The 19,001-nt window shown below is 39.8% G+C and carries 14 protein-coding genes and 1 rRNA gene; 9 read left to right on the top strand and 6 right to left on the bottom strand.

Annotated elements, in window-relative coordinates; translation table 11 throughout:
• Positions 1–132 precede the first annotated feature (132 nt).
• Together rrf and glsB are read left to right on the top strand one after the other, a co-directional pair.
• Positions 133–247, top strand: a 5S ribosomal RNA gene (gene rrf, locus I6F42_RS12800).
• A gap of 844 nt (positions 248–1,091) precedes the next feature.
• Positions 1,092–2,015 carry a glutaminase B gene (gene glsB, locus I6F42_RS12805; RefSeq protein ID WP_010554382.1) on the top strand — a complete coding sequence of 308 codons (924 nt, stop codon included), beginning with the start codon at positions 1,092–1,094 and terminating at the stop codon, positions 2,013–2,015.
• A gap of 37 nt (positions 2,016–2,052) precedes the next feature.
• On the opposite strand, the gene I6F42_RS12810 is transcribed toward glsB, so the two are convergent.
• Positions 2,053–3,357, bottom strand: coding sequence for an inosine/guanosine kinase (locus tag I6F42_RS12810; protein ID WP_010554383.1), 1,305 nt, complete (start codon positions 3,355–3,357; stop codon positions 2,053–2,055).
• 178 nt (positions 3,358–3,535) lie between these two features.
• Between I6F42_RS12810 and tadA the strand changes: the two genes are divergently transcribed.
• Positions 3,536–4,051, top strand: coding sequence for a tRNA adenosine(34) deaminase TadA (tadA, locus tag I6F42_RS12815; RefSeq protein ID WP_010554384.1), 516 nt, complete (start codon positions 3,536–3,538; stop codon positions 4,049–4,051).
• A 2-nt stretch (positions 4,052–4,053) separates the two neighbouring features.
• Here the strand turns inward: tadA and I6F42_RS12820 are convergent, their stop codons facing one another.
• Together I6F42_RS12820 and mltF are read right to left on the bottom strand one after the other, a co-directional pair.
• Complete coding sequence (locus I6F42_RS12820; RefSeq protein WP_007584688.1) at positions 4,054–4,221, bottom strand: hypothetical protein; 168 nt, start codon at positions 4,219–4,221, stop codon at positions 4,054–4,056.
• 163 nt (positions 4,222–4,384) lie between these two features.
• The gene (mltF, locus tag I6F42_RS12825; RefSeq protein ID WP_197152363.1) at positions 4,385–5,905 is read right to left on the bottom strand and encodes a membrane-bound lytic murein transglycosylase MltF; all 1,521 of its coding nucleotides are present in this window, start codon (positions 5,903–5,905) and stop codon (positions 4,385–4,387) included.
• A gap of 211 nt (positions 5,906–6,116) precedes the next feature.
• Here mltF and purL point away from each other — a divergent pair, with 211 nt between their 5' ends.
• The 4 genes from purL to I6F42_RS12845 all read left to right on the top strand — a co-directional run bounded on the left by purL (position 6,117) and on the right by I6F42_RS12845 (position 13,144).
• On the top strand, positions 6,117–10,007 hold the full coding sequence (gene purL / locus I6F42_RS12830; RefSeq protein WP_197152364.1) for a phosphoribosylformylglycinamidine synthase: 3,891 nt from the start codon (positions 6,117–6,119) through the stop codon (positions 10,005–10,007).
• A gap of 121 nt (positions 10,008–10,128) precedes the next feature.
• Positions 10,129–12,603: a YdbH domain-containing protein gene (locus tag I6F42_RS12835; RefSeq protein ID WP_197152365.1), complete on the top strand. Its 2,475-nt coding sequence runs from the start codon at positions 10,129–10,131 to the stop codon at positions 12,601–12,603.
• A gap of 2 nt (positions 12,604–12,605) precedes the next feature.
• Positions 12,606–12,803 (top strand): YnbE family lipoprotein, encoded by a 198-nt coding sequence (locus I6F42_RS12840; RefSeq protein ID WP_007584699.1) that lies wholly within the window; start codon positions 12,606–12,608, stop codon positions 12,801–12,803.
• Between the two features lie 11 nt (positions 12,804–12,814).
• A complete protein-coding gene (locus tag I6F42_RS12845) occupies positions 12,815–13,144 on the top strand; it encodes a YdbL family protein (protein WP_007584701.1) in 330 nt (109 codons plus the stop codon).
• A gap of 72 nt (positions 13,145–13,216) precedes the next feature.
• Here the strand turns inward: I6F42_RS12845 and I6F42_RS12850 are convergent, their stop codons facing one another.
• Positions 13,217–13,765, bottom strand: a complete 549-nt coding sequence (locus tag I6F42_RS12850; protein ID WP_024591451.1) for a DUF1415 domain-containing protein — start codon at positions 13,763–13,765, stop codon at positions 13,217–13,219.
• A complete protein-coding gene (gene waaA / locus I6F42_RS12855) occupies positions 13,762–15,060 on the bottom strand; it encodes a lipid IV(A) 3-deoxy-D-manno-octulosonic acid transferase (protein WP_197152366.1) in 1,299 nt (432 codons plus the stop codon). Before waaA ends, I6F42_RS12850 begins: the two co-directional genes overlap by 4 nt.
• Before the next feature lie 182 nt (positions 15,061–15,242).
• On the opposite strand from waaA, the gene I6F42_RS12860 reads away from it, so the two are divergent.
• Together I6F42_RS12860 and hldE are read left to right on the top strand one after the other, a co-directional pair.
• On the top strand, positions 15,243–15,833 hold the full coding sequence (locus I6F42_RS12860) for an SIS domain-containing protein (RefSeq protein ID WP_002961065.1): 591 nt from the start codon (positions 15,243–15,245) through the stop codon (positions 15,831–15,833).
• Positions 15,833–17,272 carry a bifunctional D-glycero-beta-D-manno-heptose-7-phosphate kinase/D-glycero-beta-D-manno-heptose 1-phosphate adenylyltransferase HldE gene (gene hldE, locus I6F42_RS12865; protein ID WP_197152367.1) on the top strand — a complete coding sequence of 480 codons (1,440 nt, stop codon included), beginning with the start codon at positions 15,833–15,835 and terminating at the stop codon, positions 17,270–17,272. Before I6F42_RS12860 ends, hldE begins: the two co-directional genes overlap by 1 nt.
• 98 nt (positions 17,273–17,370) lie before the next feature.
• Here the strand turns inward: hldE and I6F42_RS12870 are convergent, their stop codons facing one another.
• Positions 17,371–18,918, bottom strand: a complete 1,548-nt coding sequence (locus I6F42_RS12870) for a capsule assembly Wzi family protein (protein WP_197152369.1) — start codon at positions 18,916–18,918, stop codon at positions 17,371–17,373.
• Positions 18,919–19,001 lie beyond the last annotated feature (83 nt).

The raw sequence follows: 19,001 nt of genomic DNA on the forward strand, positions 1-19,001 counted from the left end.
CAGTAGTGAAACGAAACAGCGCCGATGATAGTGTAGCATTTGCTATGTGAAAGTAGGACATTACCAGGCTTCAAATTCAGTCGAAGGACTTTAATCTTAATAATTAAAAACAAGAAAATTGAAAAGAATTTTCTTGGTGACAATAGCGTTTTGGACCCACCTGATTCCATGCCGAACTCAGTAGTGAAACGAAACAGCGCCGATGATAGTGTAGCATTTGCTATGTGAAAGTAGGACATTACCAGGATTTAATTAAGAGAAACCCGTTACAGCAATGTGACGGGTTTTTTGCTATTTTAAATTAGTAAAACATTGCGCACTTAGAGATGACACGGTTAATAATAGTGTAGCATTTGCTATGTGACTCTCTATCGCTGTGGGCAATACGACATTACCAGGATTTAATTAAGAGAAACCCGTTACAGCAATGTAACGGGTTTTTTGCTTTTTGAAATTAGTAAAACTCTGCACGCTAAGAGACGACACGATTAATAATAGTGTAGCATTTGCTATGTGACTCTCTACTGCTGTGGGCACTACGACATTGCCAGGATTTAATTAAGAGAAACCCGTTACAGTAATGTAACGGGTTTTTTGCTTTTTGAAATTAGTAAAACTCTGCATACTAAGAGACGATACGATTAATAATAGTGTAGTATTTGCTATGTGACTCTCTACCTCTGTGGGCACTACGACATCCTACTGCGTAGCGCACCGACTTCACATTGTAGAGCGCTCGAATTTAAGATTCGGGCTTTTTATGTCTGCAGAAAAGTGAAAAACACGCAATTAACACACACTCACATCAACACCTATCACGTAGGTCGGGCGAGCGTAGCGACTCCCGACACTAAAATCATAAAAATCTCCGCTCGACAATGAGTTCGTAGCATTTGCACTGTGACTCTCCACCGCAGTGGGCATCATGACATTACCAGGATTTAATTAAGAGAAACCAGATACAGTAATGTGACGTTTTTTTCTATTTAAATTTAGTAAAATCTCACCGTTAAATTCGACAACAAAACTAGGTGCACCTAATAGCGCGTGTTAAAATCCAATTCTTATGAATGACGATATAGAGGTCTAGATTGCCTACAGCTGATTACCAAAAGGTGCTTGATGAAATAGCACATGAAGTACGTCCTTTATTATCACAAGGGAAAGTAGCTGATTATATACCGGCGCTTGCCGAGGTTGATCCGGAACAATTTTCTATCGCTATTTATACAACTGATGGTGAAACTGTGTGCGCAGGGGATTGTTCTCAACGCTTCACTATTCAATCAGTTTCTAAAGTTATGACACTTACTATGGCACTACAGCGTTATGGTGATGAACTTTGGCATAGAGTCGGAAAGGAACCCTCAGGTACAGCCTTTAACTCGCTTACACAGCTTGAATTTGAAAAGGGGATTCCTCGTAACCCATTCATCAATGCAGGCGCAATTGTAACGTGTGATGCATTATACAGCCGCTTATCTGCGCCAATGCATTCTATGCTCGAAACCTTCAGGTTATTAGCTGGTAATAGAGGCGTAGTAATTGATAAAAAAGTCGCTAATTCAGAGTATGAGTTCAGGCACCGAAATGCTGCGATGGCGCATTTGATGAAATCGTTTGGTAATTTTGAAAACGAAGTAGATGATGTTTTGTGGGCTTACTTTAACTTTTGCTCTATTGAGCTCAACTGTATTGAATTAGCAAAAGCTTATAATTTTTTAGCTAATAAAGGTGTTGATTATAGCTCTGGTAAACGCGTTTTAAGTAGTCGTCAGAATAAACAGCTTAATTCGCTTTTATTCACGAGTGGTTTATATGATGCTGCGGGGGATTTTGGTTACAGAGTGGGTATGCCTGGTAAGTCGGGAGTATCAGGAACTATTTTAGCTGTACTACCAAATAAGTTTACAGTGGCTGTTTATTCACCGGGGCTTAATTCGTTTGGTAATTCGGTTGCAGGAATTGCAGCGCTCGAGCTGTTATCTAAAAAACTCGATATTTCTATTTTTTAGGTAAACAAAAGGGAGCAATAATTGCTCCCTTTGTAATTTATTGTTCCCAGTAAACCTGTTCTAAACAATCTTCACGTTCAGGTAAGCCACGAGATAAACGCGGAGAGTGTTGAACTAATACTTCATAACTCGCTCGGTTAGCATATTTACTAATTTGCGATAGTGACGAGTAAGTAATAGCTTGTTGCTGATGCTTAGCTGAGTTTGCCACATTAAGTTTATGATAAACATTCGCTGACAAATCATGTAGTACAGCCGCAAGTGCACAATCGCCTGCACCATTGGTGTTTTTGATTGAATCAGGCCCGCCCATAAATGGGGCAGTATGACTGTATGCCCTGATAGGCTCATCACATTCATCTTTACGCATAGCGCGTGAAAATTCGTAACGGTTAAAATCAGGTATGGCGCCCGGTAGTAACGGGTATTCAGTTTCACGTTTTAAACTTTCATCAACGTAGCCGGCCATAAATAAGCCTTTTTCGCCAGCGGTACAAATTACCAAATCTACCCAATCAAGTGCTTTATCAGCAGCTAAAAGGGGATCTTCAAAACCCGTAATAGCTAACCCTTCTTCTTCGTTCATAGCAAGAATATCAACATGCTTTTCGACAAAGTTTGCCCACCAAGTAGGGTCTTGTTCAATTAAGAACTTAGTACCGAGTGTAAGCACAACTGGCACACCTGCATCATTAGCGTATTTAACTGCTTGCATAGTGGCTTCAGTCATTGTTTCGCTACCTTGAGTACGCATAAGGTAGGCACTAATCACTAACGCTGATGAATTCTCAATAAGGTCTTTATCGATAGATTCAGGACGTAAGTGATTCATTAGACCTGCACTTATTGCAAAAGTACGCTCACCGGTTTCATCAATTAATGTAAAACAACGGCCTACAGGCCCATCAACTGGTTGAAGGTAGTTTAAGTCTACACGGCTTGAGGTATTACATAAAAAACGGTAAGCGTAGCTACCTATTTTTATATTTTCGCTCATTACGCCTAATAAAACTGAGCGATCATCTGCAAGTACAGAGTAGTTGTGCATAGTGTTACCAATGGTTCCACCGGCAAACTCAAAATCAACCATATTGTTTAATTTTAAACGATCGTATAAGGCGTTTGTTGTATCGCTATCAATAACTTGCGACATCCCCCTACGTAGTTGAAATTCGTCAAGGAAAGCTTGATCAACTTTTGCCTCTATATCAACAACGATCTGATCGATACCCGTAATATAACTACGTTGTAATCGCTCTGTTGCGTTAAGTTGATTGGTAAGTGGATCTTTGGCTTCCACTGGAAAATAATGTTTATGCCTGCGGCGTCCAGGAAATTTCATTTGCTACCCGTGTTGTGAGCTAAATAAAAAAAGCGTGAGATTATAGCGTAAATCAGCACGAGTGAGCCATTACAAACGGGTAAATATTGTTTTATTTTTGCAATAAAGTAATGAATGGCGCACTTTAGAGTGCTAACTAGGTATAATTACAGCATAAAAGGTTATTTAAGTAGAAATAATGAACGAACCATTTGATGATTCCTACTGGATGGAACAAGCGCTTTTGTATGCAAAGCAAGCAGAGCTGCTTGATGAAATTCCGGTTGGAGCAATTGTAGTCAAAGATAACCAGCTAGTTTCAGTTGGGTATAACCGCTCAATAACGGATAATGACCCATCTGCCCATGCCGAAATGATTGCAGTGCGAGAAGCTGGAAAAGTCCTTAACAATTACCGCTTAATTGATTGCACCCTATACGTAACGTTAGAGCCTTGTTCTATGTGTGCGGGATTGTTAGTGCATAGCAGAATAAAGCGTTTAGTATTTGGAGCAGTCGATGCTAAAACAGGATCTGCGGGTTCAATTATGAATTTATTACAAGAGCCTAAGTTAAATCATCAAGTTGAGGTGTGTGGTGGTGTTTTGGCACAGCAGTGCGGTGATACTATTTCGAATTTTTTTAAACGTAGAAGAGCGCAAATTAAAGCAGCTAAGAAAGCTGCTCGTGATGATCAAATAAATAAGCCTAACTAAAGTTAACTAGCGATTGGCTCTATTTCTGATTCAGCCATTTGCTGCATAGCAAACATTCGGCGACGCCAGATGATTTTTTTGTGTAGTTTTCGCAACATAACACGACGACGTGTGGCCGTTGAATAAATGACATTGCGTTTTAATCTTTGTGTGCGTCTACGTTTTAGCATGTTTTCTCCTAATGCAAGAGTGAGAAAGGCACGGGTATATCTTATAAAATAATGATATACAATTAACACACATTAGTGATCATTTGGTGACAAGTAAACAGATATTTAATTTACTTAAATTTTGCTTACTGACATACTCAATAAACGGGTACTTATATTAATCTTAGCCATTGTTTTCACTCGACTGTTCGGGTTCGATTATAGGTTGTTTTTTTTCTGTTTGAGCTTCATCGGCCTTACTTTTTACTTCACTTTTCACTTCACTTTTTTCGTTTAGCCTTAGCTCAGTATCAGTGCTCAACTCTGTAATTGGTTCTGGCTCAGGCTCTGCAGCAATAGCATCATTTTCATCTAGCCAAACAAGTGCATCGTAATAGCGACGAATATTATCGACATATTTAACAGCTACATCGCCTCGGGCATAACCGTAGCGAGTTTTACGGTAATAGCGCTTTTTAATTAATAGCGGTAGGCGTTTTTTTACATCAGCCCATTTGTCAGGACTTGCGCCTTGCTGTTCGGTAATTATACGTGCGTCGTTAACGTGCCCCCAACCTACATTGTATCCGGCCAAAGCAAGCCATGTGCGGTCGGGTTGCGGGATACGGTCAGGAATACGTTTAATAAGCTTGCTTAAGTATTTAGCGCCACCACGAATGTTTTGCTCTGGTTCTAACCGGTTAGTAACACCTACTTGTTTGGCTGTACTGCGAGTTAGCATCATGATGCCGCGCACACCTGTTGGTGATTTAGCGCGAGGATTCCACATAGATTCTTGATAGCTTAGTGCCGCTAATAACCGCCAGTCAAGGCTACCTGCATATTGTTCAAACCATGGCTGGTATGTTGGTAAGGTTTCTTTAATTGCTTCGATATAAGCAAGGGTATTTACATAGTTAAATTGGCGTACGTGACCAAAGTATTTTTCTTCAAGTACATAGAGCTGGTTACTTTGCTTAACGTCACCAAAAAATGGCACCAACAACGCATATAAAGAGTCGTCTTTAGATTTATTAAGTATCCATGCAATCGGGTCGTTATGGCTAACTGAAAAACCAATGCTTAAATTTGGGTGATAACGGCGAAACAGCGATAGCGTGTGCGTATCAGCGAGTGTGTAATCTATCTCGCCATCAATAACTGCTTGAAGTAGTTCTTCTTCATCAAACTCTTCGCTTTCTATCCAAGTGAGATCTGGATTGTTCTTCTTCATTTTTTGTAGAGTAAGCGAGTGGCTACTTTTAGCTATAACAGTAAAGTTGCCATCTAAATCGTCAAATTCTCGAGGACGAACGCGCCCTTGTTTATAAACTAACTTTTGGCTGATTGTTCTGTAAGTTGGTCCGTAACGGTATTGCTCTGCACGGGTTTTATTATAGGTAAGTCCTGACGCTATTAAGTCTAAATCACCGCTTTCAAGGCGTTCAAACATATCAGATAAGTTAAAGAAAGGGACTATTTCAAGCTCTACACCTAAATATTCAGCGAAGGCTTGAGATAACTCATATTCAAAGCCTTGCTCACCTTGAACAGCTTGATAATAATTACTAGCACTGGCAAGGGTACCCACACGTATTTTATTGTGTTCTTTTATTTGGGCGAGTTGAGTTGGCTGCTCTTGCATATCGCATGCACATAACAGCATAACTAAAGTAATGATTATTATTAGTTTTTCTTTGAACATTGAGTGCCCCTTAAGCTCGCCAGTCACCGTTATAGCAAAACTAAGCCATCGCGTCACTTTACCTTTTATTTTATTAACCAAAAGAGGCTATAAATAAAGCTAAAAAGTTAATTTTATGAAAAGCGTAATTTTGAGTTAAATCTGAATGCTAATTGGACTATAATGCGTGCCTAAAATATCGTTCAATCCCTAACCCCGGATGAAATTACCTATGTTGATCCTTCGTGGTGCACCAGCACTGTCAGAGTTCAGAGTTAATAAAATTTTAGCGCGTTGCCAACAATCGCAACTTCCAGTCACTAACGTATACGCCGAGTATGCTCACTTTGCCGATTTAACATCGCCGTTGAGTAGCTCCGAGCAAACCAAGCTTGAAAAACTATTAACTTACGGTCCAACTATTGCTGAGCATACCCCAGCTGGCAAACTTGTACTTGTTACACCTCGCCCAGGTACCATTTCACCTTGGGCATCTAAAGCAACCGATATTGCCCATAACTGTGGTTTAAAACAGGTTCACCGTGTTGAACGCGGTATTGCTTATTATGTTGAAGGTGACTTAAACGCAGAACAACTTGCACAAGTAATTGCGTTATTACACGACCGTATGACCGAAGCCACGCATAGTGAGCTTGAAGATGCTGCACAACTGTTTCGCAGTGATGCACCGCGCCAAATGTCGTCTGTTGATATTTTAGGTGGCGGACGCGAAGCATTAGCAATAGCCAATGTTGAGCAAGGTTTTGCCCTTGCTGATGACGAAATAGATTACTTGGTAGAAAACTTTATAAAGTTAGGACGTAACCCTAACGACATCGAATTGTTTATGTTTGCACAAGCAAACTCAGAGCATTGTCGCCATAAAATATTTAATGCTGACTGGACAATCGATGGAAAAGAGCAGCCAAAATCGCTGTTTAAAATGATTAAAAATACGTTTGAGTTAAATCCTGAAAATGTATTGTCGGCGTATAAAGATAACGCGGCAGTAATGAAAGGCTCAAAAGCGGGTCGCTTCTTCCCAAATGCGCAAGGTGAATATGCGTATCATCAAGAAGACATTGAAATACTAATGAAAGTTGAAACGCATAACCACCCAACAGCTATTGCCCCATTCTCAGGTGCGGCTACAGGCTCTGGTGGTGAGATTCGCGATGAAGGCGCAACTGGTCGTGGCTCTAAGCCAAAAGCAGGTTTAGTTGGCTTTACTGTATCAAACTTACGTATTCCAGGTTACGAGCAACCATGGGAAAGCGATTTTGGTAAGCCGAGTCGTATTGTTAACGCGCTTGATATAATGACAGAGGGACCACTAGGTGGCGCTGCATTTAATAATGAGTTTGGTCGTCCTAACTTATTAGGCTACTTCCGTACTTACGAAGAAAAAGTAACAAGCCATAATGGCGAAGAAGTACGTGGTTACCATAAACCAATTATGCTTGCCGGTGGTTTAGGTAATATTCGCTCTGATCATGTTCAAAAAGGCGATATTCCTGTTGGCGCTAAATTAATTGCGCTAGGTGGACCTGCAATGAACATTGGTTTAGGCGGTGGTGCTGCATCAAGCATGGCTTCAGGTCAATCAAACGAAGATTTAGATTTTGCTTCAGTACAACGCGAAAACCCAGAAATGGAACGTCGTTGCCAAGAAGTTATCGATAAATGCTGGCAGCTAGGTGACGAAAACCCAATTGCATTCATCCACGATGTAGGTGCTGGCGGTTTATCAAATGCGTTCCCTGAGCTTGTTAATGATGGCGGACGTGGTGGTAAGTTCCAATTACGTAGCATTCCTAACGATGAGCCAGGCATGGCACCACACGAAATTTGGTGTAATGAATCACAAGAGCGTTATGTACTCGCTGTTGGCGTAGAGGACTTTGACCGCTTTGAAGCAATTTGTAAGCGTGAACGTGCCCAGTACGCTGTTATTGGTGAAGCAACCGCTGAACCTCACTTAACAGTGTCAGACAGCCACTTTGAAAATAACCCTGTTGATTTACCGCTGGACGTATTATTAGGTAAAGCACCTAAAATGCACCGCGATGTAACGTCAAAGCAAGTTGTTGGTAAAGCGCTTGATACTACATTAATAAATGCAGCAGATGCAGCGCAGCGCTTAATGCGTTTACCTGCCATTGCAGAAAAAACATTCCTAATCACAATCGGCGATCGCTCAGTTACGGGTTTAGTAGCGCGCGATCAAATGGTCGGTCCTTGGCAAGTGCCTGTTGCTAACTGTGCAGTAACTGCGGCAACGTATGATACTTACCACGGTGAAGCTATGTCACTCGGTGAGCGTACTCCTGCAGCATTACTTAATTACGGTGCATCTGCTCGTTTAGCTGTAGCTGAGTCGTTAACTAATATTGCCTGTGCAAACATCGGTAGCCTTGAAAACATTAAGTTATCGGCAAACTGGATGGCAGCAGCGGGTCACCCAGGTGAAGATGCTGGTTTATATGAAGCTGTTAAAGCCGTAGGCGAAGAGCTTTGCCCTGCGCTTGGTTTAACTATTCCAGTGGGTAAAGATTCTATGTCGATGAAAACGACATGGAAAGATGAAGGTGACTCACAAGAGAAATCAGTAACATCGCCGCTTTCACTGGTTATAACTGCATTTGGTCGTGTTGACGACGTACGCAAAACAGTAACGCCACAACTGCGCACAGATAAAGGCGATACATCGCTTATATTAGTTGATTTAGGTGCGGGTAAAAACCGCATGGGTGCATCAAGCCTTGCACAAGTTTATAAGCAATTGGGTGATGTAACACCTGATGTTGATAACCCAGAGTTATTAAAAGGCTTTTATAACGCAATGCAAGCGCTTGTGGCTGATAGTAAGTTACTTGCTTATCATGACCGCTCAGACGGTGGTTTATTTACCACGGTTGCTGAAATGGCGTTTACAGGTCATACCGGTGTAACGGTTGATTTAGCTGGTTTAACAGGCTCTGACATTGAAGCGCTTTATAACGAAGAGCTAGGTGCGGTAATTCAAGTTGCAAATGCTGATTTAGATGCAGTAAATGCGGTGTTTGAACAACATGGTATAGCAGCAATTAGCCACAACATTGGCACGCTTAACAGTGACGATACAATTATATTTAACCGTGGCGAAAATACGGTACTTAATCATACGCGTACTGAGCTTCGTACTATTTGGGCTGAAACAACGTATCAAATGCAAGCACGCCGTGATAACCCTGAATGTGCTAAGCAAGAGTTTGATGCTAAATTTGATGCAAAAGATCCAGGCTTAAACGTAAAACTAAACTTTGATTTAAACGAAGATATAGCGGCGCCATACATTGCAACCGGTGCTAAACCGCAAATGGCTATTTTACGTGAGCAAGGTGTTAACTCTCATTTAGAAATGGCTGCTGCGTTTAATCGTGCTGGTTTTGCTGCCATTGATGTACACATGAGCGACATTTTAGAAGGTCGTTTAACGCTAGAGCAATTTAAAGGTTTAGTGGCATGTGGTGGTTTCTCATACGGTGACGTACTTGGTGCGGGTGAAGGTTGGGCTAAGTCTATTTTGTTTAACGACATGGCACGCGATCAGTTCCAAAACTTCTTCCACCGCGAAGATACCTTTAGCTTAGGTGTATGTAACGGTTGCCAAATGTTATCAACATTAAAAGAGTTGATCCCTGGCACTGAACATTGGCCGCGCTTTGTAACTAATAAATCAGAGCGTTTTGAAGCACGCTTTAGTTTAGTAGAAATACAAGAAAATCCGTCTGTGTTCTTTAACGGAATGGCTGGCTCGCGTATGCCTATAGCGGTTTCTCATGGTGAAGGTCATGCTGAGTTTGCAAACGACGCAGCCACTAAAGCGGCGCTTAATAGCGGCACTGTAGCGGTTAAGTTTGTAGATAACTACGGTAACCCTACAACGCAGTACCCAGCTAACCCTAATGGTTCTCCAGAAGGTATTACAGGTATTACGTCAACTGATGGTCGCGCCACTGTAATGATGCCGCATCCAGAACGCGTATTCAGAAGCGTTGCCAACTCTTGGCATCCTGATGAGTGGATCGAGGATAGCCCGTGGATGCGTATGTTCCGTAACGCACGTAAAAACGTAGGTTAATTACATTTGCGTTTATACAAGTTAGATTCATAATCTTACTGTAAAATAAAAAAGGCTGCATTGTGCAGCCTTTTTTGATTAGTATAGTTTTAGCTAAAAGCACAAAGCATTTAAGGATAGTATGTTTAAGCGAGTTGGTTTAATTGTTGGGGCTGTATTACTAAGTACCTTGCTACTTGGTTATGTATTTCGTTTACCATTATTGCAGTGGGTTATAGCGCCTGAGCTTAAAAAAGCAGGCATTACGTTAAGTTGTCTCGATTTTTCAATTACGTCTGAACTAAATATTCATGCTGATAAAGTGTGTGTAAATTACCAAAATCAACAATTACAACTCACTGGTATTACTGCAAATACAAAGCGTGTAGATATTAAAAATGCAGTGTTAACGGTTAATACACTCCCTAAAAGTGATAATGCTAATCAAGGTGCTAAAAATCTCGATTTAGCGCTTCCCTTAAATCGCCCATTAATCAGCATTAAACAGCTTGTAGTAAAAAGTGACGAGCTCAATAAGCCACTTAAAATAAGTATATTAGAACCCGAGCTAAATCAATTTAATGTTACGGGTGATATAAACGCGAGTGCAATTTTGACTGCTAATAAAGTAAGTGGTCAGTTTTTAATTAATGACACTTTTTTAAAGCAAGTTATAAACACTAAAAATACATTAATTGCAGATTTTAACTTTAATACTCAGCAAGCATTTAGCTTTGACGGTATAAAGTTTGAGTTAAATGGCGATATTAGCTCCCAGTTTACTCACACGTATGAGTTTTCTCATACAAATCAGCAGTGCAAAGTTAACGTATTAACTACAGGTAAGTTGGCGACTCATTTTGATTTAAATAGCCAAGTGTTAATGTTTAATACCGATTTGCTTAATAACAAAATTAATTTAACACCAAGCTGTACTGAGTTAATACCACCGAGTGAATATGCAGGCTTTATTAGCAAACAAGTTCCTTTAAATTGGCAACTTAAACTCCCTCAATCAATTCGCTTAGAGAGTAGTGAGTTGAGGGTACCTGTAATTAATTTGGTAAGCGTGGGCGGTAAGCTATTTGATTTTTTAATAACAGATACAACACTAAATATTACATCTCCGCTTGAATACTTACAGACAAATTTATCAGCTCACATAAATACACCCGATATAAATAATATTAACGTTAATGCTCAGTTATCTGGCGCTGCAATTGAAGGCGATTACGCCGTTATGCTTGAAGGCTTGCCTGAGTTTGCACCTGCAACAGCAACAGCGAATGGGCTTAACCTTAGTGGTCACTTTAATATAAGTGAGTTTATAGACTCAAAACCTGTTGGGCTTATAAATGCTAAATTAACGCTTAATAATGTAGATGCGTTTGATATAAGTGCAGTGCAATACCAAGGTGATTTAACTGCAAAAATGGATAAACAGTTAAACGCAGAGGTAGCGTTAACGCAGCAATTAAAAAGCGCAGAATATAAAGAATTTAAAGTCACAGATATAAGTAACACATTAACAGCAAATGCTAATTTAGGCGTAGGTGAGTTATTTGCTGATCTAACAGCAAAAACCAATATAAAGGCTGTTAATAGCCCTGACATAAAACTTAATAATATAAAAGTAGAGTCTACAGGCTTGCAAAGCCGTGCACTAAAAGCCACGCATCACGCATTTATAAACGATGTTGAGTTAGTTGTAAATCATCATATGTCGTCGCAAGCTCATCCGTTTGAAGTCATTATTCCTGAACAAAGTACGCTGCCGTTAAATGCGTTTATTAGGCAATTTGAGCCACTTGCACAGCTAACTAAGGGCGAATTTAATGGCTATATTAGTGGCGATGTAAACTTACAAAGTGCATCGTTCAATATGGGAATTAGTCATACAAGTGCACTGTATAACGATTACCTTGCGAGTGATTTAAATAGCATGTTTAGTGGAGAATATAATTCAGGTAAGCTTAATGTAAAACCAACTACCTTTAATTTAAATGAATTTAGAGCCGGTGCTGTAGTTAAAGCGATTAAAGGGCAATGGCAAGTGAGTAACAATACCGCGCTTATAAATGATGTAAAGGGAAGTGTGTTTGGTGGCGAATTTTCGTTAGATACCTACACAATAGGGAAGCCAAACCAAGTTGCCAATGTTAAGTTTGAAAATATTGATGCAAGTAAACTCGTTACACTCGACGATAAGTCGGGCATTGTATTAACGGGACGCTTGGCGGGGTCTTTACCTGTCCATTTTGATAGTGGAAAAATTGAAATAATTGACGGTAGTTTATTTAGCCAAGGAACAGGTAATTTAAAAATCACCAATAATGCCGCGTTTGATTCAGTAATGCAGCAACAGCAAGAGTTGCAACCTGTATTAGGGCTATTAACTAATTTAGATATTCAAAAACTTAATAGCAGTGTGGCATTAAAAAACGATGGCTGGTTAAAGCTTGGGGTTAATTTACAAGGCTATAATAAACAAGAGCAGCAGCAGGTTAACTTTAATTATAACCACGAAGAAAACGTATTTACACTTTTACGCGCACTGCGTTTAAGTGACGAAATTACACAAAAAGTTGAGCAACAATACTCACAAAAAGGAAACTAATAATGAGACAGTCGTTATTGATAAAAGTACTGCTCGCGCTAGGTGCTATTAGTGCACTAAGTGCCTGCACGCACCGTGTTGAGGTGTCTGCTAAAGAGCCCATTACTATTAATTTAAATGTGAAGGTCGATCACGAAATTCGCGTAAAAGTAGATAAAGAACTCGACAGTTTGTTTAGTGACGACAGTGAGTTATTTTAAGGAGCTAAAACATGAATACGAAGAAAAAATTAAATATTATTACGTTAGTTAGTGCAGTATGTATGTCGTTCTCTGCGTGGGCTATTAGCCTTGATGATGCTAAAAACCAAGGTTTTGTAGGTGAAGATAGCTCTGGTTATTTAGGACTTGTTGTACAAAACGCAGAAGCAAAAGCAGTTGTTGATGACATAAATGCAAAGCGTAAAGCGCAGTACCTAAAGCTGGCTAAAAAGAATAACTTGTCACTTTCACAAGTAGAAGCGCTTGCTGCCGCTAAAACAATTGAAAAAACCCAAAGTGGTCATTACGTTGAAGTAAATGGTAACTGGGTTAAAAAATAAGCGTTAGTTATTGCCTTGTTTTGTAAAAAGTTTTGCACAAAGTTTTGTACAAACCAAAATAAAACCGAGCATTTAAGCGCTCGGTTTTTTACAGCCTTCAAGTAACTGCTGCCAAAAATCAATACCCTTACGCCTTGCTAGGTTTATATTGTGCTCTGGAATAGATTCGGGCTCGTTATAACTATCAAGTGCTTCGCTCATACTTGCTTCGCGAATTAAATGCAAAGTAGGAAAGGGCGCTCTATTTGTGTAATTTGCGGCATCAGTTTCATCGCTGTCGGCAAATACGTAATCAGGATGAAAGTTAGCAATTTGATACTTCCCTTCAAACCCCTGCGCGACTAAAAGTGCATTAGCTAAATCGACCAAGTCTAAAAAGTCTTCAAAATCACTAAAGCCGTTGTCAAACATGATAAGGGTTGTTTCGCGCTCTGGTTCGCGGTCAAGCTCAACACATTGCTCAAGCATATCCATTACGGCATCATCCATAGTTGCTGCAGGGCTTACTATGTAATGAATACAGTTGTTTTCTACTTCTTTTCGAGCAAATGGGCAAAAATTATATTTAACAATAACAGATGACACCCATTCACGGGTTTGGCTTATAGCTATGTTGGTCACGGTTTTGGCTCTAAATATTGATTAATAATGGTAAGTGTTTTTTGTATAGCACCTTGGTTTTTAGTTACGCATTGCGCAGCTTTAATACCTAAGGTTTGGCACGCTTTTGTGTTTTGGCTAAACGTTATGAGCTGCTTTGCTAATTCGTCGTTGCTATCAACTACTACAGCGCCTTTAAGCTTTATTAGCTCGGGGTACACATGATCAAAATTATATGTGTGTGGGCCTGTTATTACACCTACTGAAAACGCAGCTGATTCTAATGGGTTATGTCCACCTCTACGTATTAAGCTGCCACCAATAAAGCTCACATTTGCAGCGCCATATAAACACTGTAATTCACCAAGCGTATCAGCAAGGAGTACTTGTTCATTGTTGTAGTTATTTTGGCTACGACGGCTAAAACTAAGTGGGCTTTGCGTTAAAAGCTCTGCCACTTTGTCAAACTGCTCTGGATGGCGCGGGGCAATTATAAGTAATGCGTTCGGTTGCTTTTTTAGTAACTGTTGGTGAGCCGCAAGTACTAATTCATGCTCTACAGGATGTGTTGAGCCTGCTACCCATACGAAGCGTTCATCGTTATTGTCTTCATTACTGTTATAAAGCTGTTTAAGGTTGAGTACTTTGGCTAATTGCTCGTCACTTGGTGTTATATCAAATTTTATAGAGCCTGTTACATGGCTTTTTGAAGCTTCAAGACCAAGTTCAATAAAACGTTTAGCATCTGTTTTATTGTGACTCGCAAGTACCGTAATTGAGCGCATAATAATATGCGTTAATTTAGCGACCTTTTGATAGCCCTGCTGCGATTTCTCTGAGAGTCTTGCATTGATGACAAGCACTGGTATGTTTTTTTTGTGGCTTATCGCCATTAAATTTGGCCATAGCTCTGTTTCTAAAATACACAATGCTTGTGGCTTTATACGCTTTAAAAATCGGGCTGTCGCAAACGGAAAATCGATTGGTAAGTAGCTACACGCCACAGTATTTTTAAACTGGTTAAGTATTTGCTCTCTGCCTGTTGGAGTATTACAGGTTATAAGTATATTTAAATTTGGATGCGCTTTTTGAAGAGCTTTAATAAGCGGCGTTGCGGCTAGTACCTCACCAACAGAAGCACAATGAAAAACTAAAGGTTTGGTTTTAGTCGTAAATAAAGACTTACTGACAAACCCAAAGCGCTCTTTAAAGTGTGCACGATAACCTTGGTTTTTTTTACCTCGTAAAATATAGAGATAAAATACAATCAGTGGGCTAATAAAAATTAATGCTAATGAGTAAAAAATGCGTGCCATACTGATCTTTCTTTAAGGGAAGTGGCGTTAGTTTACCGTGAAATAGCCGTTTTCTAAACATACTCGCAATAAAATATGGTCAGGGTTCAGTTATAATCCGATAAAATGCACACAATTAAATAAAATTATGGAATAATGGATTTAATTTTTCCCTGCTATTTCAGTTCCTAGAGGAATTTTTCATGTCAATTATCGATTCAGTGGCAACTAGCTACGTTGAAACATTAAACCGTCATCAAGCATTATTTGAAACGATGGAAGCTTATCATCAAGAATCTATGCAACTGTTAGAAGCATGCCACAGTGCATTACAAGCTGGTGGCAAGATTGTTTGGTTTGGTAACGGCGGTAGTGCAGCCGATGCGCAGCATTTAGCAGCAGAATTTGTAGTGCGTTATAAATTAGAACGTGGTCCGCTTGCCTCAATGGCATTGACTACAGATACATCAATTTTAACAGCACACAGTAACGATTATCACTTTGATACGGTGTTTGAACGCCAAGTTCAAGCGCTATGTAAGCCAGAAGATTTAGTGATTGGTTTAACCACATCAGGTACTAGTAATAATATTAATTTAGCATTAGAAGCTGCAAATAAACTAGGCGCTTTTACAGTGGCATTAACTGGACGTGATGGCGGTAAAGTAAAAGATATTGCTAAGTTACCTATCATTATAAAAAATGACGAAACAGCACGTATTCAAGAAGCTCACATGTTTATAGGTCACTGGTTATGTGAAGCCATGGATATGGTTGTTGCGGAGCAGCAGTAATGGATTTATCGTTATTAAAAAACTTATCAGCGGCACGAATATTAGTTGTTGGCGACGTAATGCTAGACCGTTATTGGTATGGTGATACAGGTCGAATTTCGCCTGAAGCGCCAGTACCGGTTGTTAAAGTAAGTAAATTTGAAGACAAAGCGGGCGGCGCAGCTAACGTTGCAAAAAATATAGCGCGGTTAGATGCAAAAGTTGGCTTACTGGGCTTAATTGGTGAAGACGAAAGCGGGCAGATTTTAGAGACTATTCTAAAAGGTGAAAAAATAAGTTCACAATTAGTCAGTGTATGTGATTTACCGACTATTTCAAAAATGCGTGTTATTAGCCGCCACCAACAACTGGTTCGCCTTGATTTAGAGGAAACATTTACCGAGCAACATAGCCAACTTTTATTAAACCGCTTAGAGCTTGTACTTGATGAATACGATTTTATTGTGTTCTCTGATTACAGCAAAGGATCTTTAAGCTTAATTAAAGAGATGGTAAGCCTTGCTAAGAGCGCCGGAAAAACGGTTTTAATCGACCCTAAATCGCCAGATTTACATTTATATGAAGGTGCTGATTACATTACGCCTAATTTACATGAGTTTAAGTTAGCGGGTGGTCAAACCGATTCAGAAGAAGCTTTAGCAGCAAGTGCGCGTGATTTAATTAGCAAAAATGGCATTAAAGCCATGTTACTTACGCGTTCTGAGCAAGGTATGTCGTTAATTAATGCAGATGAAAAGTTTGATTTTGCAGCACAAGAACTTGAAGTAAGTGATGTGACTGGGGCCGGTGATACGGTTATAGCTACATTAGCCGTTATGCTTGGTGCGGGCATGGAACCTAAAGATGCAGTCGAAATTGCTAATTTAGCGGCAGGTATAGCGGTTAGTAAATTTGGCGCAGCTACAGTTTCGCCAGAAGAGTTAAGTCGTAAGCTTGGTCAATATTTACATACTAATGGTGAGCATTACCAAACACCATTTGATGATGTACTTCAGCATATTGAATTTGCAAAACAAAACGGCGAAACAATTGTATTTACTAATGGCTGTTTTGATATTTTACATGCTGGGCATGTGCGTTATTTAGCACAAGCTAAAGCCCGAGGCGATAGACTCGTTGTTGGATTAAATAACGATGAATCTATTACGCGCTTAAAGGGAGCAGATCGTCCTATTAACCCGCTAGATGAGCGTGCAATGGTACTTAGCGCACTTTCATCAGTTGATTGGGTTATTCCGTTTGGCAGCTTAGATGAAAACGATACTCCCGCTAAATTAATTGAGCAAATAAGCCCAGATATTTTAGTTAAGGGTGGCGACTACACCGTAGAGCAAATAGCGGGTGCTGAGCATGTACTTCGCCATGGCGGAAAAGTTGAAGTGCTTGAATTTTTAGATGGATGTTCAACATCAAAAGTAATTAGTAAAATTAAACAGTAATTACTGATTTAGTTTGCTAAAAAATACAAAAAAGGGATGAAAACACTGTTTTCATCCCTTTCTTACTTTTAATACGTTACTTTATTAAAAGTAACGTATTAAAAGTTATATTCGTACTTAGCAAACGCAGAAGTATCGTTTTCAGCACCGTCGTTGTTAGATGCAAAAGCACCTAAAGTGACGCGCCCTCCCATAGAAAGCATTCTGTAACGCAGTTCTAATTGCTTAGAGTTAAACCCTGTTTTAGTGATGGTATTTCCTAAGTCAGGATTGTTAGTATAACGATCGCGATTGTCACTATTATAATCAACACTGCGCAGTTTTACCTGCCAATCATTACCATTCGACAGCTGGCCTAATAAAGTTAAAACAACTGATTGGGCATCGTTATCATAAGTTGAACCAATTGTACGGCCGTGGTAACGATAACCCGATTTGTAATCTGAGTGCTCATAGTAGCAATTTTCATTTGTAGACTCTGCTGAACATGAAACACCTGTATCTATGTACTCTACATTTATTAATACGCTTTGATCGTATATTCGTTGTGTAGTTTGCACACCATACAAATAGGCTCTGTCAACTGGTTTTATACCGCCACTAGTATCCTCGCCTATGGTGCTGGCATAGACTGCATATGGTTGATTAAATAAAGTATCTGACCAACGTATATCTATACCCGCAAGTTGATTACCTAAGCGAGTTTCTCCTTCTTTTTGACATTGCTCAGCATTACCTACACACTCTCCGCCACCCGTAACTAAATCAATAAAATCACCGGCTGAACTAGGCTGACCGTCACCGGCCCATTGTGCAGACCAGCTAAGTGCAATTTCTAACTGTTGAATAGGGCGAAAATTAACACGAGTGCTCCACAATAACGCATCAGGAATAACTCGCGTAGACTCAAGTTTAGCCATTTGTGCTGTAAAGTTCCATTGACCAATCCAACTTAACCACGGTGTTTCAAAAGCGGTACTTTTTTCTCGAGTAACACTCAACGCAGGGAGTGGTTTTGCATTACCAGACATTATTAAGCTGTTATCAACACCTGGGCCCCAAAACTGCTCAACTGCACCGGCTCTAAAAATCCAATTACCTAAGCGGTATGCTAAGTAGCTGTCATCAAATGAGGTATCGTTACAATCAGTTAAAGCTTGCTCATCAGTGGCTATATCGTCAGTCGTTTTCCCATCAACTAAACATTTTTTACCATCTTTAAGATAATTTACAGCTATTTTAGCCGCAAAGTTATCACCTAAATAGGAATAAGCAGCAGAAAGTTCGGTTTCTTGAGTCTCGGTGGCGCCAAAGCTCGTTGCTACAATCGGGTCTGTCGCTGAAAATGCTGATAATTGAAAACTATGCGAACTACTATTTTCTGATTTATATCGATGTTTAACGCGTAATAAAGCATCTTGCAAGCTTGGAGATAATTGCTCCAGCGGCATGCTTTCAACATCACTTATAAAACTCTTCCACATAAGCGGGTATGTGGTTACAGGTGCTAAAATAACACCCGCATCAGCTAATTGTTGAATATCAGCTCTTAGACCGTAATCATCAGGCTTTACCCAGGGTTCAGCATTTACTGATGCGCTTACTGCGCAAAAAAGAGTAGAGAGAAGAAAAATTCTGTTTCGCAAAGTTCAGATCCTTGTGATTTATATTGTGGCTAAGTTTATCAATCAAAGCGGTGGAATGCAGTAAATAATCAATTTTTTGGCGT

The organism is Pseudoalteromonas sp. SWYJZ12 (assembly GCF_015864395.1).
GTDB lineage: Bacteria > Pseudomonadota > Gammaproteobacteria > Enterobacterales > Alteromonadaceae > Pseudoalteromonas > Pseudoalteromonas arctica.